General features: G+C 70.8%; 12 protein-coding genes, 1 rRNA gene and 1 riboswitch. Of the genes, 12 read left to right on the forward strand and 1 reads right to left on the reverse strand.

All coding sequences use genetic code 11. The annotated features are described in order from the left end of the window. From rrf to ABT092_RS27525, 11 genes are all read left to right on the forward strand, one after another. Positions 1 to 95: ribosomal RNA gene (rrf, locus tag ABT092_RS27475) — 5S ribosomal RNA — on the forward strand; the annotation flags it as partial. 162 nt (positions 96 to 257) lie between these two features. After that, complete coding sequence (clsA, locus tag ABT092_RS27480; protein WP_351248526.1) at positions 258 to 866, forward strand: cardiolipin synthase ClsA; 609 nt, start codon at positions 258 to 260, stop codon at positions 864 to 866. A gap of 113 nt (positions 867 to 979) precedes the next feature. Then, positions 980 to 3,475: a sugar phosphate nucleotidyltransferase gene (locus ABT092_RS27485; protein WP_351248528.1), complete on the forward strand. Its 2,496-nt coding sequence runs from the start codon at positions 980 to 982 to the stop codon at positions 3,473 to 3,475. 201 nt (positions 3,476 to 3,676) lie between these two features. Next, positions 3,677 to 4,507: a DUF881 domain-containing protein gene (locus ABT092_RS27490; protein ID WP_351248530.1), complete on the forward strand. Its 831-nt coding sequence runs from the start codon at positions 3,677 to 3,679 to the stop codon at positions 4,505 to 4,507. Next, the gene (locus tag ABT092_RS27495; protein WP_073795017.1) at positions 4,504 to 4,836 is read left to right on the forward strand and encodes a small basic family protein; all 333 of its coding nucleotides are present in this window, start codon (positions 4,504 to 4,506) and stop codon (positions 4,834 to 4,836) included. Before ABT092_RS27490 ends, ABT092_RS27495 begins: the two co-directional genes overlap by 4 nt. A 5-nt stretch (positions 4,837 to 4,841) precedes the next feature. Beyond that, the gene (locus ABT092_RS27500) at positions 4,842 to 5,753 is read left to right on the forward strand and encodes a DUF881 domain-containing protein (protein ID WP_502968514.1); all 912 of its coding nucleotides are present in this window, start codon (positions 4,842 to 4,844) and stop codon (positions 5,751 to 5,753) included. A 189-nt stretch (positions 5,754 to 5,942) separates the two neighbouring features. Further along, positions 5,943 to 6,776, forward strand: coding sequence for an FHA domain-containing protein (locus tag ABT092_RS27505; protein WP_351248534.1), 834 nt, complete (start codon positions 5,943 to 5,945; stop codon positions 6,774 to 6,776). Positions 6,777 to 6,789: 13 nt separating this feature from the next. After that, the gene (ftsR, locus tag ABT092_RS27510; RefSeq protein WP_351248536.1) at positions 6,790 to 7,539 is read left to right on the forward strand and encodes a transcriptional regulator FtsR; all 750 of its coding nucleotides are present in this window, start codon (positions 6,790 to 6,792) and stop codon (positions 7,537 to 7,539) included. A 95-nt stretch (positions 7,540 to 7,634) separates the two neighbouring features. After that, the gene (locus ABT092_RS27515; RefSeq protein ID WP_351248538.1) at positions 7,635 to 8,108 is read left to right on the forward strand and encodes a bifunctional nuclease family protein; all 474 of its coding nucleotides are present in this window, start codon (positions 7,635 to 7,637) and stop codon (positions 8,106 to 8,108) included. Positions 8,109 to 8,331: 223 nt separating this feature from the next. After that, positions 8,332 to 8,970: a MerR family transcriptional regulator gene (locus ABT092_RS27520; RefSeq protein ID WP_351248540.1), complete on the forward strand. Its 639-nt coding sequence runs from the start codon at positions 8,332 to 8,334 to the stop codon at positions 8,968 to 8,970. A 64-nt stretch (positions 8,971 to 9,034) separates the two neighbouring features. Further along, positions 9,035 to 10,474, forward strand: coding sequence for a DNA polymerase IV (locus ABT092_RS27525; RefSeq protein ID WP_351248542.1), 1,440 nt, complete (start codon positions 9,035 to 9,037; stop codon positions 10,472 to 10,474). Here ABT092_RS27525 and ABT092_RS27530 read toward each other — a convergent pair. After that, positions 10,384 to 10,767 (reverse strand): PRC-barrel domain-containing protein, encoded by a 384-nt coding sequence (locus tag ABT092_RS27530; protein ID WP_351248544.1) that lies wholly within the window; start codon positions 10,765 to 10,767, stop codon positions 10,384 to 10,386. The two genes, ABT092_RS27525 and ABT092_RS27530, sit on opposite strands and share 91 nt — an antisense overlap. Positions 10,768 to 10,879: 112 nt before the next feature. Further along, positions 10,880 to 10,975: riboswitch (glycine riboswitch) on the forward strand. 171 nt (positions 10,976 to 11,146) lie between these two features. Here ABT092_RS27530 and gcvP point away from each other — a divergent pair. Then, on the forward strand, positions 11,147 to 14,032 hold the full coding sequence (gene gcvP, locus ABT092_RS27535; protein WP_351248546.1) for an aminomethyl-transferring glycine dehydrogenase: 2,886 nt from the start codon (positions 11,147 to 11,149) through the stop codon (positions 14,030 to 14,032). Positions 14,033 to 14,034: the final 2 nt, after the last annotated feature.

A 14,034-nucleotide genomic window follows, 5' to 3' on the forward strand; every position in this document is an offset into this window, starting at 1 on the left:
AAACGCCCGGTTACATTCCGAACCCGGAAGCTAAGCCTTTCAGCGCCGATGGTACTGCAGGGGGGACCCTGTGGGAGAGTAGGACGCCGCCGAACTAAATTTGATATGAGTCGTGTGTCCCGGGAGGGTTTCTTCCTGGGACACACGACTTTTTTGCGTTTTCCGGGGGAAGGTCCATGCCCTCAGTGCGGGGCTTTGTCCGTCGGGCGGTAGGGTCAGGACGTATCGTCGATTCGTTTCCCACAGGAGGCCCCCGGATGGAGGTCCAGGAGACCCGCGTCCAAACGAACCGGGTCCTCACCATCCCCAACATCCTCAGCATGGCCCGCCTCGCGGGTGTGCCGCTCTTCCTGTGGCTGATCCTCCGACCGGAGTTCGGCGGCCCCCAGAGCGATGGCTGGGCGTTGCTCGTGCTGGCCCTGAGCGGTATCAGCGACTATCTGGACGGGAAGCTCGCCCGGCGCTGGAACCAGGTCAGCAGCCTCGGTCGGCTGCTCGACCCCGCAGCCGACCGGCTCTACATCCTGTCCACCCTGGTCGGCCTCACCTGGCGTGACATCCTGCCGCTCTGGTTGACCGCCGTCCTGTTGGCACGTGAACTCGTGCTGTTGGTGATGGTCGGCATCCTGCGCCGACACGGATATCCGCCGCCGCAGGTGAACTTCCTCGGCAAGGCGGCCACCTTCAACCTGATGTACGCGTTCCCCTTGCTCCTCCTCAGCGACGGCAGCGGTTGGATCGCGTCACTCGCCGCCATTTTCGGATGGGCGTTCGCCGGGTGGGGTACAACCCTGTACTGGTGGGCAGGAGTCCTCTACGTGGTGCAGGTCCGCCGTCTGGTACGGGCGGACGCCATGGCCGGCTGAGCCCACCGATGACGCCTGGGCGGTGGCCTGATGGCCCGCAACGCATCCGTGCGGGACAATGAGAAGGCTCGCAGTCGGCTAGACCGTCGTCTCCCAAGGAGGACGCTTCCGACATGAAGGCCGTCGTGATGGCCGGAGGCGAAGGCACACGCCTTCGTCCGATGACCTCAAGCATGCCCAAGCCGCTCCTGCCGGTGGCGAACCGCCCCATCATGGAGCACGTGCTCAGGCTCCTCAAGAGGCATGGGCTCACCGAGACAGTGGTCACCGTCCAGTTCCTGGCTTCCCTCGTCAAGAACTACTTCGGCGACGGTGAAGAACTCGGCATGGACTTGTCCTACGCCAACGAGGAGAAGCCGCTCGGTACCGCGGGAAGCGTGAAGAACGCGGAAGAAGCGTTGAAGGACGACGCCTTTCTCGTCATCTCCGGTGACGCGCTCACCGACTTCGACCTCACCGAGCTGATCGCCTTCCACAAGGAGAAGGGGGCGCTCGTCACGGTCTGTCTCACCCGAGTGCCCAATCCGCTGGAATTCGGCATCACCATCGTCGACGAGGAAGGTCGGGTCGAACGGTTCCTGGAGAAGCCCACCTGGGGCCAGGTGTTCTCCGACACCGTCAACACTGGCATCTACGTCATGGAGCCGGAGGTCTTCGACTACGTCCAGGCCGACGCGTCCGTCGACTGGTCCGGCGACGTCTTCCCCCAATTGATGAAGGAGGGCAAGCCGGTCTACGGCTACATCGCCGAGGGGTACTGGGAGGACGTCGGCACCCACGAGAGCTATGTGAAGGCCCAAGCCGACGTCCTCGAAGGCAAGGTCGACGTCGACCTGGACGGATTCGAGATCTCCCCCGGGGTGTGGGTGGCGGAAGGGGCGGAAGTCCACCCCGACGCGGTCCTCCGGGGCCCGCTGTACATCGGGGACTACGCCAAGGTGGAGGCGAACGCCGAGATCCGCGAACACACGGTGGTCGGCTCGAACGTGGTGGTGAAGAGCGGGGCCTTCCTCCACAAGGCCGTGCTCCACGACAACGTGTACATCGGGGACCACAGCAACCTCCGCGGCTGCGTGGTGGGCAAGAACACCGACATCATGCGGGCGGCGCGCATCGAGGACGGTGCCGTCATCGGCGACGAGTGCCTCGTCGGCGAGGAATCGATCGTCCAGGGCAACGTACGGGTCTACCCCTTCAAGACCATCGAGGCGGGCGCCTTCGTCAACACCTCGGTCATCTGGGAGTCGCGGGGTCAGGCCCACCTCTTCGGGGCGCGGGGCGTCAGCGGCATCCTGAACGTGGAGATCACCCCCGAACTGGCCGTACGCCTCGCGGGTGCCTACGCCACGACCCTGAAGAAGGGAGCAACGGTCACCACCGCACGTGACCACTCCCGGGGCGCCCGCGCGCTCAAGCGCGCGGTGATCTCCGCGCTCCAGGCCAGTGCCATCGACGTGCGGGACCTGGAGAACGTCCCGCTTCCGGTGGCGCGGCAGCAGACCGCGCGGGGCAGCGCCGGCGGCATCATGATCCGCACCTCGCCCGGAGTGCCCGACTCGGTCGACATCATGTTCTTCGACGGCCGGGGCGCCGACCTCTCGCAGGCGAGCCAGCGCAAACTCGACCGGGTCTACGCACGCCAGGAGTACCGCCGTGCCTTCCCCGGCGAGATCGGGGACCTGCACTTCCCGTCGAGCGTCTTCGACTCGTACACCGGGTCCCTGCTGCGCAACGTCGACACCACGGGAATCGCCGAATCCGGGCTGAAGGTCGTGGTGGACGCCTCGAACGGGAGCGCCGGACTGGTCCTGCCCAGCCTGTTGGGCAGGCTCGGCGTCGACTCGCTGACCGTCAACCCGGGATTGGACGAGGCGCGGCCCACCGAGACCGCGGAGGCCCGGCGCTCCGGGCTGGTGCGGCTGGGCGAGATCGTGGCCTCCGCCCGGGCGGCCTTCGGCGTCCGCTTCGACCCGGTCGGCGAGCGGCTTTCCCTGGTGGACGAGAAGGGGCGGATCGTCGAGGACGACCGGGCGCTCCTGGTGATGCTGGACCTGGTCGCCGCCGAACGGCGCAGCGGTCGGGTGGCGCTGCCGGTGACCACCACCCGGATCGCCGAGCAGGTCGCCGCCTACCACGGCACCCAGGTCGACTGGACGACGACCACCCCCGACGACCTGACCCGGGTGGGACGTGAGGAGACGACGATCTTCGGCGGCGACGGCCGTGGCGGGTTCATCGTGCCCGAGTTCAGCAGCGTGTTCGACGGCACGGCGGCCTTCGTCCGACTCATCGGTCTGGTGGCCCGCACCCAGCTCACGTTGAGTCAGATCGATGCCCGGATTCCGCGGGCGCACGTCCTGAAGCGGGACGTGGCCACCCCGTGGGCGGTCAAGGGGCTGGTGATGCGGCGCGTGGTCGAGGAAGCCGGGGACCGGTCCGTGGACACCACGGACGGGGTCCGGGTGGTCGAGGCGGACGGCCGGTGGGTGCTGGTCCTGCCGGATCGCGCGGAAGCGGTCACCCACCTGTGGGCCGAGGGCCCCGACGACGCGTCCGCCCAGGCGCTGTTGGACGAGTGGTCGGCGGTCGTGGAGGGCGCCGGCAGCTGAGCGGAGGTCACCCGGGCGGGCCGTCGCACGACCCGCCCGGGTACGTCTTTCGAGTGGACGCCGGCGTCGCCGAACCGCCCCGTCCGGCGGCCGGACAGGGCCATTCGGAGGAATGGGCACCGACGTGCGACGATGTGCGGCATGCCGCAGCCGCCCCCTGTTCGGAGTACTGCTTCGCGTCCCCGGCGCCCGGACGCGTCCATGTCCCTGCTGACCAACGTCATGGACCACAGCCTCGACGACGGTTATGCGGAGGCGGCCGCCCGCAAGCGGGCGCAGGGCGAATCCGGCGGGCTTCCGAAGACGCTCCGGGCCCGCCTCGGGCTCGCCGGCGGGCTGGTCCTGGCGGCCCTCGTGGTCACGGTGGGTGCGGCCCAGGCCCGGGCCACCGCTCCGGTGATCGCGAAGGAGCGGGAGGAACTGATCGACCGGGTCGAGGCCGAAACCGCCGCGGCCGACGAGTTGCAGAAGAACGTGGACGACCTGCGGGACGACGTGCACGACCGCCGTCGCGAGGCGCTCCGGCACGAGACCGGCCCCGACGACCTCATCGGCGTCCTGGCGGGTTCCTCCGCCGTGCACGGACCCGGGGTCAAGCTGACGGTGGACGACGCGAAGGAGGCCGACGTCGACGGCGACGGCCCGCGCGGCACCTCCGGCTTCTCCGACACCGGGCGGGTCAAGGACCGTGACCTCCAGCGCGTCGTCAACGGCCTGTGGCACTCCGGTGCCGAGGCCGTGTCGATCAACGGCCAGCGGTTGACGGCGCTGTCCGCCATCCGTGCCGCCGGCGATGCGGTGCTGGTCGACAACCGGCCCCTGGTCCCGCCGTACACGGTGCTTGCGGTGGGGGACGGGGAGCGGCTGAGCACCCGGTTCCAGAACAGTCCCGACGGCCTGTACCTCAACGCTCTCCAGGAGAACTTCGGGATCAGGACCGGGATTTCCGTACACAAGGACCTGCGGTTGCCGGCGGCACCGAGCGTGATCGTCCGTACCGCACAGCCGAGAACAGAGAAGGGCACATCGTGATCGCCGTACTGGGCCTCGTCCTGGGAGTCGTGGCCGGACTGCTGGTCCGACCCGAAGTCCCCGCGGTGGTCGAGCCGTATCTGCCGATCGCCGTGGTCGCGGCGCTCGACGCCGTCTTCGGCGGCCTGCGGGCGATGCTCGACGGCATCTTCGACGACAAGGTGTTCGTGGTGTCGTTCCTGTCGAACGTCGTGGTGGCGGCACTGATCGTCTTCCTGGGCGACGAGTTGGGCGTCGGCGCCCAGCTGTCGACCGGTGTGGTGGTCGTGCTGGGCATCCGCATCTTCTCCAACGCCGCCGCGATCCGGCGGCACGTCTTCCGGGCGTGAGGCAGATGAACTCAGACGGCAGCGAGGGGCGCGGCCCCGAGGAGGGCACCCGTTCCGCGGGACGGGACGCCCGGCGGTCCGGCTCCGGGTGGCCGCTCCGTGCGGAACTGCCCGCGGAAGTGCCGGTGGGACCCGTGGCCGGCGGTCCGGGGGAAACGCAGGGGCACGGCGCCCCGGAGGGGGCTCCCCCGGGCCTGACGGGCCGTCAACGCCTGGTCAAGGGGTTGTGGCCGCCGCGCTTCAGCCGGGCGCAACTGATCGTGGCACTGCTGCTGGCGGGGCTCGGTTTCGGCCTCGCCGTCCAGGTGGCGGCCACCAGCGACAGTAGTGTGCTCCGTGGCGCCAGGCAGGAGGATCTGGTGCGGATCCTTGATGAACTGGATGACCGGACCCAACGTCTAGAAGAGGAGAAGCAGCGTCTCCAGGGCCAGCGGACCGAGCTGGAGAACAGCTCGGACCAGGCGGAAGAGGCGCGCAAGCAGACCGTCGAGAGGGAGAAGCAGCTGGGGGTGCTGGCGGGCACCGTGGGCGCCGAAGGACCCGGCATCACGGTGGTCGTCACGGACTCCCGGGCAGCGGTGGAGGCCCGCATGCTCCTGGACGCCGTCCAGGAGTTGCGTGCGGCCGGCGCCGAGGCGATCCAACTGAACGGGGTCCGGGTGGTGGCCGGCACGTATCTGACGGGCGGCAAGGGAGAAGGAGTGAGCGTGGACGGAACCGGGATCAGTCCCCCCTACCGTTTCAAGGTCATCGGCAGGCCGCAGGACCTCGAACCGGCGCTCAACATTCCCGGCGGCGTGGTGCAGACTCTGGAGAAGGAGCAGGCCGACGTGACCGTGACGCGCTCGAAGAAGATCGTCGTGGATGCCTTGCGGCCGGCGCAGCGGCCTGACTACGCTCGGTCGTCCTCGCGGTGAGCCGGGGAACGCCTCGGTCACTTTGCGAGGGCGCGTGATTGCGGGGGGTCGGCGCACCGGAAGCGCGGTGCGTGGTGGAAACTGTCTGGTGGGTACGGACGTTGTGAAGGTGTCCGGGTCGGCAGGTGTGTGTACTCAGGGTTCGTCCTGCCCCACGGGCGGGTCTGTTTCGGTCAAGGGGAATCGCCCGTGAAGTTGTTTGCGAAGTTGTTCGGCAAGAGCGCACGCGAGGAGCGTGGCAACGCCACGGCCCGGCACCGTGCCCCGCGGCAGGGGGACGCCGAGGCGCAGTCCGGTGAGCGTCCGCTGTTCCGCGATCAGGTGGGTGCTCCGGGCGGTGACGTCCCGGGTGGACGGGGCGCGTCTCCCGTCGACCCCGCCACCTCCGCGCCCATAGGTTTCGGGGAGCAGTCGGCCCCGGGCGCGGGCGGTGGGTTCGCCGCCGGTCCGTACGGCTCCCAGCCTCCGGGCGGGGGGCAGGAGGGCGGTCCGTCCATGGATCTGGTGTGCACGAGGTGCGGCAGCCGGAACGCGCAGGCGAGCCGTTTCTGCTCGCACTGCGGGGCTCCCCTGCGCGGTGGCGCCGAGCGGCCTTCGGAGACGACCTCGACCATTTCGATCTCCGGCCTGGAGGCGTACGACTCGGAGGTGACGGGGCAGACCCAGTTGCCCTCCCTGTCGCCCGAGGCGCAGGCCGCGGTCGACGCGCTGCCCTTCGGTTCCGCGCTCCTGGTGGTGCGACGGGGGCCGAACTCGGGCAGCCGTTTCCTCCTCGACGGTGATCTGACGACCGCGGGGCGTCACCCGCAGAGCGACATCTTCCTGGACGACATCACGGTCTCCCGGCGGCACGTCGAGTTCCGACGTGCACAGGACGGCTCGTTCACGGTCGCCGACGCGGGCAGCCTCAACGGCACGTACGTCAACCGTGAGCCGGTGGACAACGTTCGGCTCTCCCACGGCGACGAGGTGCAGATCGGTAAGTACCGGCTGGTCTTCTACGCGAGCCAGCGGGGTGTCTGACCAGGGAAGGTCCATGGTGCACACACCGGGCGGTGCCGGCAACGGCACCGCCGCGGCGGGCCGTCGCCTGCTGAGCATCGGCGCCGTGTTGAACGCGCTGCGGAACGAGTTCCCGGAGGTCACCATCTCCAAGATCCGTTTCTTGGAGTCGGAGGGCCTCGTCGAACCGCAGCGCACCCCGTCCGGGTACCGCAAGTTCAGCGTGCAGGACGTGGAGCGGCTCGGCCAGGTCCTGCGGTTGCAGCGGGACCACTACCTGCCGCTGCGGGTGATCCGCGAGTACGTGCAGGCCCTGGAACGGGGCGAGGCGGTCCAGCTGCCGTCCCTGGGGCGACCGGGTGACACCCCGGACGAGGACCCGGCGGGGCCCGGGGCTCCGGGGACCGCGCCCACGGCGGCCCGAGTGGGCCGTGCGGAGCTGATGGCCGCCGTCGGCATCGGGGAGGACGGGCTCGCCGAGTGGGAGTCCTACGGATTGCTCGCTCCGCTGCCCGACGGCAGCTACGACGCCTCGGCCGTGACCGTGGCGGGCCTCGTCCAGGAACTGGGCCGGTTCGGGATCGAGCCCCGGCACCTGAGGGCGATGAAGGGCTCCGCCGACCGCGAGGCCGGTCTCGTCGACCAGGTCGTGGCGCCCCTGCGGATGCACCGGAACCCCCAGACCCGGGCCCATGCCGAGGCCCGGGCCCGGGAGCTGGCCGGGCTCACCGTCCGGCTGCACACCGTGCTGGTGCACGCGGCCCTGGGGGTGCGGTCGCCCTGAGCGACCGGCCGTCCACGGCACCGGAACGGCCTGCTGGAGGGCCCGGAGGGGTGCCCGACTACCCAAAGGTGCCGGGCACGGCCTAGGGTTGCTGTGTGAACGAGCTCGACGTCGTAGGTGTCCGGGTCGAAATGCCCTCCAACCAACCGATCGTGCTTCTGCGTGAAGTGGGAGGCGACCGTTACCTCCCCATCTGGATCGGGCCCGGGGAGGCGACGGCGATCGCCTTCGCCCAACAGGGCATGGCTCCCGCGCGTCCGCTGACCCACGACCTGTTCAAGGACGTGCTGGAGGCCGTGGGCCAGGAGCTGAGCGAAGTGCGCATCACGGACCTCCGCGAAGGCGTCTTCTACGCGGAACTGGTCTTCGCAAGCGGTGTCGAGGTCAGTGCGCGTCCTTCGGACGCCATAGCGCTGGCCCTGCGCACGGGAACGCCGATCTACGGCAGTGACGGGGTGCTCGCCGACGCGGGCATCGCCATCCCCGACGAGCAGGAGGACGAGGTGGAGAAGTTCCGCGAGTTCCTCGACCAGATCTCCCCCGAGGACTTCGGCACCAACAGCCAGTGACCGGACTGTCGGGCCCGCGCCGCCGGTGCGAGCGTCCGGACGGTGGGGGTCGTCTCCATCCCGGGACGGCCCTCTCACCGCATTCGGCTAGCCTTTCCCCGCAACCGGACACGGGAAACCACTCGTAGGGTGATTATCACTCGGCGTGGCGAGTGTGGCGATCGTTGACGCACTCCGAGCGACTGCCTACCGTCGTGAGGGCAGGTCAAGGACGGAGGTCGGCGTGAGAAGCAGCGGCGACGGTACGGCTGGGGGTGCCCCCGGACGGATCCTGGGGGAAGGCGGCCCGTACGCGCTCCACGACGGTCGGGTCGGCCAGGTGCCGCCCCGTCCCCTGCCGGTGCCCGAGAACGACGCCCGGCGCGCCGCGGAACCGGTCGGCTACCGGGGTCCCACCGCGTGTGCCGCCGCCGGCATCACCTACCGCCAGTTGGACTACTGGGCCCGCACCGGTCTGGTGGAGCCCAGCGTTCGGCCCGCGCACGGCTCCGGCACCCAGCGGCTGTACAGCTTCCGGGACGTGGTCGTCCTCAAGATCGTGAAGCGGTTCCTGGACACGGGCGTGTCCCTCCAGAACATCCGGGCGGCCGTCCAGCACCTGCGGGAGCGCGGATTCCGCGACCTGGAGCGGCTGACGCTGATGAGCGACGGCGCCACCGTCTACGAGTGCAGTTCGCCCGACGAGGTGCACAAGTTGCTCCAGGGCGGCCAGGGCGTCTTCGGCATCGCCGTCGGCGTGGTCTGGCAGGACGTCGAGAGCGCCCTGTCCCAACTGCACGGCGAGCGCGTCGACACGGGAGAGACCTTGATCGGCCACAATCCGGCGGACGAACTCGCCCGGCGCCGCAACCGCGCCGGCTGACCTCGGGAGGCCGCCCCCGGGCCGCCTGGGGGCGTTGTCACCGCCGTAGGGCAGCATCGGAAGGGTGAGGAACCAGCCCACCATCCTGCACCTGGACATGGACGCCTTCTACGCCTCGGCGGAGCAGGCCGCCAAGCCCAGCCTGCGCGGGAAGGCCGTGGTGGTGGGCGGCATCGGTCCGCGGGGGGTGGTGGCCACCGCGTCCTACGAGGCACGCCGGTTCGGGGTCCGCTCGGCGATGCCCACGGCCCAGGCCCGCAGGCTCGCTCCGAACGCCGCCTACCTGGTGCCCCGCTTCGGCTTCTACCGGGAGATCAGCGACCGGGTGATGAGCATGTTGCGGGAGTTGTCCCCGCTGGTGGAGCCGCTCAGCCTGGACGAGGCCTTCGTGGACCTGGAGGCGGGCGGCACGGCCCGCGAGGAGGCGTCCGCCCGCGCGGTGGGCACCCGACTGCGCGCCGACATCCGGGCCGCCACGGGGCTGACCGGGTCGGTCGGGCTGGCCGCCTCCAAGATGGTCGCCAAGATCGCATCGGAGGAGGCCAAACCGGACGGTCTGCTGCTGGTGCGGGCGGGCACCGAACGGGCCCTGCTGGCCCCCATGGCGGTCCGGGTGCTGCCGGGGGTGGGGCCCGCCACCGGCGACCACCTGCGCCGGGCGGGCATCAGCACCGTCGGCGAACTCGCCGAGGCCGGCGAGGACGAACTGGTGCGGCTGCTGGGCAAGGCCCACGGAGCGGGCCTGTACGCGATGGCCCTCGCCCGCGACGAGCGGCCGGTGGTGGCCGAACGCGAGACGAAGTCGGTGTCCGTGGAGGACACGTACGACGTCGACATCCACGACCGGACCCGGGTGCGGCTGGAGGTGCAGCGGCTCGCCGAACGGTGCGTGCGACGGCTGCGGGACTCCGGCCATTCGGGCCGCACCGTGGTGCTCAAGGTGCGCCGCTACGACTTCTCGACGCTCACCCGCTCCGAGACGCTGCGCGGGCCCACCGACGACCCCAGGGTGGTCCGCGAGGCGGCCGGCCGCCTGCTGGAGTCGGTGGACACCACCGGCGGCGTGCGGCTCCTCGGCGTGGGCGTCAGCGGCCTCGCCGACTACACCCAGGAGGACCTGTTCGCGCAGGCGGCCGGGGAGCACCCGCCCGAGGTGCCCGCCGACACGGAGGCCGATCCGGGGGCCGAAGGCCCGCAGGACCCCGTGTCGTCCGCCCGTGCGTCCTCCCGGTGGGCGGCCGGACACGACGTCCACCACGCCGTCCACGGGCCGGGCTGGGTCCAGGGCAGCGGGGTGGGACGGGTGACGGTGCGCTTCGAGACCCCAAACTCCCCGCCGGGCCGGGTGCGGACCTTCGCCGTGGACGACCCCGACCTCACCCCCTCCGACCCGGTCCCCCTGGTGGCGGACGGCTACCTCTCCCCGGACGGCTCGGGCTCGTCCCCCGGGCCGGCGGCCCACTCGCCGACGTCCGGGCCGGGAGAGGCCACGTCGAGCCCGTAGTGGTGGTAGAGCCGCAGCTCCTGTTCGGGGGAGAGGTGGCGCCCCACGCCGAAGTCCGGGGCGTCCCTGATCAGGGCGCGCTCGAAGGGCACCCGGAGGGTGCCCGCCACCAGTTCGCTGGGCTCCAGGGGGACGAACGCGTCCCGGCTGAACAGACCCGTCCGGATCGCCGCCCACTCCGGCACTCCCGTGGCGTCGTCGAGGTAGACCTCGTCCACCGTGCCGATCCTCGCACCGTGGAGGTCGAACGCCTTGCGGCCGATCAGGTTGCGCGGATCGATGTCGGTCTGCACGTGCCCTCCAGCTCGTCGCAACTCATCCGTCAGCACCACGAAAGAGCAGATTTCCGCAGGCGGCCACTCGAAGCCCCGTGCGAAGAGCCGCTGGTAGGCTGGAGGCGGCTGTCGACCCCGTGCGGGAGAGCTCCCTGGCCACGGTCGGGGGCGCCGAAGGAGCAAATCCTCCCCGGAATCTCTCAGGCCCCAGTACCGCGCGGGTGAGGTCACTCTGGAAAGCAGGGCGGGCGGTTTCCGGACCTCCGCCCTCACCGACGGTGAAAGTCGGGCCGCGCGCCCGGTGAAGCTCTCAGGTTGAGATGACAGAGGGGGAGGCCGTCCGGGCACCCGCGTCATGGTGCCCCTCGCAGGTCGTACCGACCAGGAGGCCCCCGCAATGACTGTCAACCGTCCCCCGCTCTCCCAGCTCGAACAGGGCATTCCGTTCGAGCGGCGCCACATCGGCCCCGATGCGGAAGCCCGTGCCAAGATGCTCGCCCAGGTCGGGTACGGCTCACTGGACGAGCTGACGGCCACCGCGGTCCCCGACGTCATCAAGAACGCCGAGGCGCTCGACCTGCCCGCGGCCCGCACCGAGGCCGATGTCCTCGCCGAACTGCGCTCCCTCGCCGACCGCAACGACGTCCTCGGCTCCATGATCGGCCTGGGCTACTACGGCACCTTCACCCCGCCGGTCATCCTCCGCAACGTCATGGAGAACCCGGCCTGGTACACCGCCTACACGCCGTACCAGCCGGAGATCTCGCAGGGCCGTCTGGAGGCCCTGCTGAACTTCCAGACGACGGTGGCCGAACTGACCGGGCTGCCCACGTCCGGAGCCTCCCTCCTGGACGAGGGGACCGCCGCCGCCGAGGCCATGGCACTCTCCCGCCGGGTCGGCAAGGTCAAGGGCGGCGTCTTCCTCGTCGACGCGGACACCCTGCCCCAGACGGTCGCCGTCATCCGGACCCGCGCCGAACCGACCGGGGTGGAGGTCGTCGTCGCCGACCTGACCGCCGGCATCCCCACCGAGGTCGCCGAGCGGGGCGTCACCGGCGTCCTGCTCCAGTACCCGGGGGCCTCCGGGGCCGTGCTCGACCTGCGCCCCGTCATCGAACAGGCCCACGAACTGGGCGCCGTCGTCACCGTCGCCGCCGACCTGCTCGCCCTCACCCTGCTGACCCCGCCCGGCGAACTGGGCGCGGACATCGCCGTCGGCACCACCCAGCGCTTCGGCGTGCCCATGGGCTTCGGCGGCCCGCACGCCGGCTACCTGGCGGTGCACGAGAAGTTCGCCCGCAACCTGCCCGGCCGGCTCGTCGGCGTGTCCGTCGACCGCGACGGCGACCGCGCCTACCGGCTCGCGCTCCAGACCCGCGAACAGCACATCCGCCGCGAGAAGGCCACCAGCAACATCTGCACCGCCCAGGTGCTGCTCGCCGTGATGGCCGGCATGTACGCCGTCTACCACGGGCCGGAGGGCCTGCGGACCATCGCCCGCCGCACCCACCGCTACGCCGCGGTCCTCGCGGCGGGCCTGCGGGCCGCCGGTGTCGAGGTGGTGCACGGCGCGTTCTTCGACACGGTGACGGCACGGGTGCCCGGCAGGGCCGCCGCCGTCGTGGCCGCGGCCCGCGAGGACGGGGTCAACCTGCGGCTGGTGGACGCCGACCACGTCGGCGTGGCCTGCGACGAGACCACCACCCGCGAGCAACTCGGGACGGTCTGGACCGCCTTCGGAGCCGACGCCGACGTCGAGGACCTGGACGCGAGGGTCCCGGACGCTCTGCCGGCGGCGCTGCTGCGCACCGACGACTACCTGACGCACCCCGTCTTCCACCAGTACCGCTCCGAGACGGCGATGCTGCGCTACCTGCGCCGGCTCTCCGACCGGGACTACGCCCTCGACCGGGGCATGATCCCGCTCGGTTCCTGCACGATGAAGCTGAACGCCACCACCGAGATGGAACCGGTCACCTGGCCGGAGTTCGGGCAGCTGCACCCCTTCGCCCCTGCCGAGCAGGCCCAGGGTTACCTGACGCTGATCCGGGAACTGGAGGACCGGCTCGCCGAGGTCACCGGCTACGACAAGGTGTCCCTCCAGCCGAACGCGGGGTCGCAGGGCGAACTGGCCGGCCTGCTCGCGGTGCGCGGCTACCACCGGGCGCGCGGGGAGGAACAGCGCACGGTCTGCCTGATCCCCTCCTCGGCGCACGGGACGAACGCGGCGAGCGCGGTCATGGCGGGGATGCGGGTGGTCGTCGTGGCGACCGCCGACGACGGCGAGGTGGACGTCGACGACCTGCGGGCCAAGATCGAGCGGCACCGCGAGGAACTGGCCGTCCTGATGATCACGTATCCGTCGACGCACGGGGTGTTCGAGGAGCACGTCGCCGACATCTGCGCGGCCGTGCACGACGCGGGCGGCCAGGTCTACGTCGACGGCGCCAACCTCAACGCGCTGGTCGGGCTGGCCAAGCCGGGGCGGTTCGGCGGCGACGTCTCGCACCTGAACCTGCACAAGACCTTCTGCATCCCGCACGGGGGCGGCGGGCCCGGGGTCGGGCCGGTGGCGGTGCGCGCCCATCTCGCACCCCATCTGCCGAACCACCCGCTCCAGCCGGCGGCCGGACCGGACACGGGCGTGGGGCCGATCTCGGCCGCGCCGTGGGGTTCGGCGGGCATCCTGCCCATCTCCTGGGCGTACGTGCGCCTCATGGGCGGTGAAGGGCTCAAGCGGGCCACCCAGGTGGCGGTGCTGTCCGCGAACTACGTCGCCAAGCGCCTGGAGCCGCACTACCCGGTCCTCTACACCGGTCCGGGCGGTCTGGTCGCCCACGAGTGCATCATCGACCTGCGGCCGCTCACCAAGGCGACCGGCGTGACGGTCGACGACGTGGCCAAGCGGCTGATCGACTACGGCTTCCACGCGCCCACGATGTCGTTCCCGGTGGCGGGCACCCTGATGATCGAGCCCACCGAGAGCGAGGACCTCACCGAACTCGACCGCTTCTGCGAGGCGATGATCGCCATTCGGGCGGAGATCGAGAAGGTGGCGTCCGGACAGTGGCCGGCCGAGGACAACCCGCTGTGCAACGCGCCCCACACCGCGCGTTCCCTGGCCGGCGACTGGGAGCACCCCTACGAGCGGGACGTGGCGGTCTTCCCGGCCGGGGTGTCGCCCGCGGACAAGTACTGGCCGCCGGTGCGGCGGATCGACCAGGCGTACGGCGACCGCAACCTGGTGTGCTCCTGCCCGCCGCTGGACGCCTACGGGGAGTGAAC

This window comes from Streptomyces sp. NPDC002490, assembly GCF_040296045.1.
Lineage (GTDB): Bacteria > Actinomycetota > Actinomycetes > Streptomycetales > Streptomycetaceae > Streptomyces.

Coding starts and splice junctions, on each gene's coding strand:
- ABT092_RS27490 (WP_351248530.1), top strand. CDS start 3,677: ATGTCCCTGCTGACCAACGTCATGGACCACAGCCTCGACGACGGTTAT.
- ABT092_RS27485 (WP_351248528.1), top strand. CDS start 980: ATGAAGGCCGTCGTGATGGCCGGAGGCGAAGGCACACGCCTTCGTCCG.
- ABT092_RS27500 (WP_502968514.1), top strand. CDS start 4,842: ATGAACTCAGACGGCAGCGAGGGGCGCGGCCCCGAGGAGGGCACCCGT.
- ftsR (WP_351248536.1), top strand. CDS start 6,790: ATGGTGCACACACCGGGCGGTGCCGGCAACGGCACCGCCGCGGCGGGC.
- clsA (WP_351248526.1), top strand. CDS start 258: ATGGAGGTCCAGGAGACCCGCGTCCAAACGAACCGGGTCCTCACCATC.
- gcvP (WP_351248546.1), top strand. CDS start 11,147: ATGACTGTCAACCGTCCCCCGCTCTCCCAGCTCGAACAGGGCATTCCG.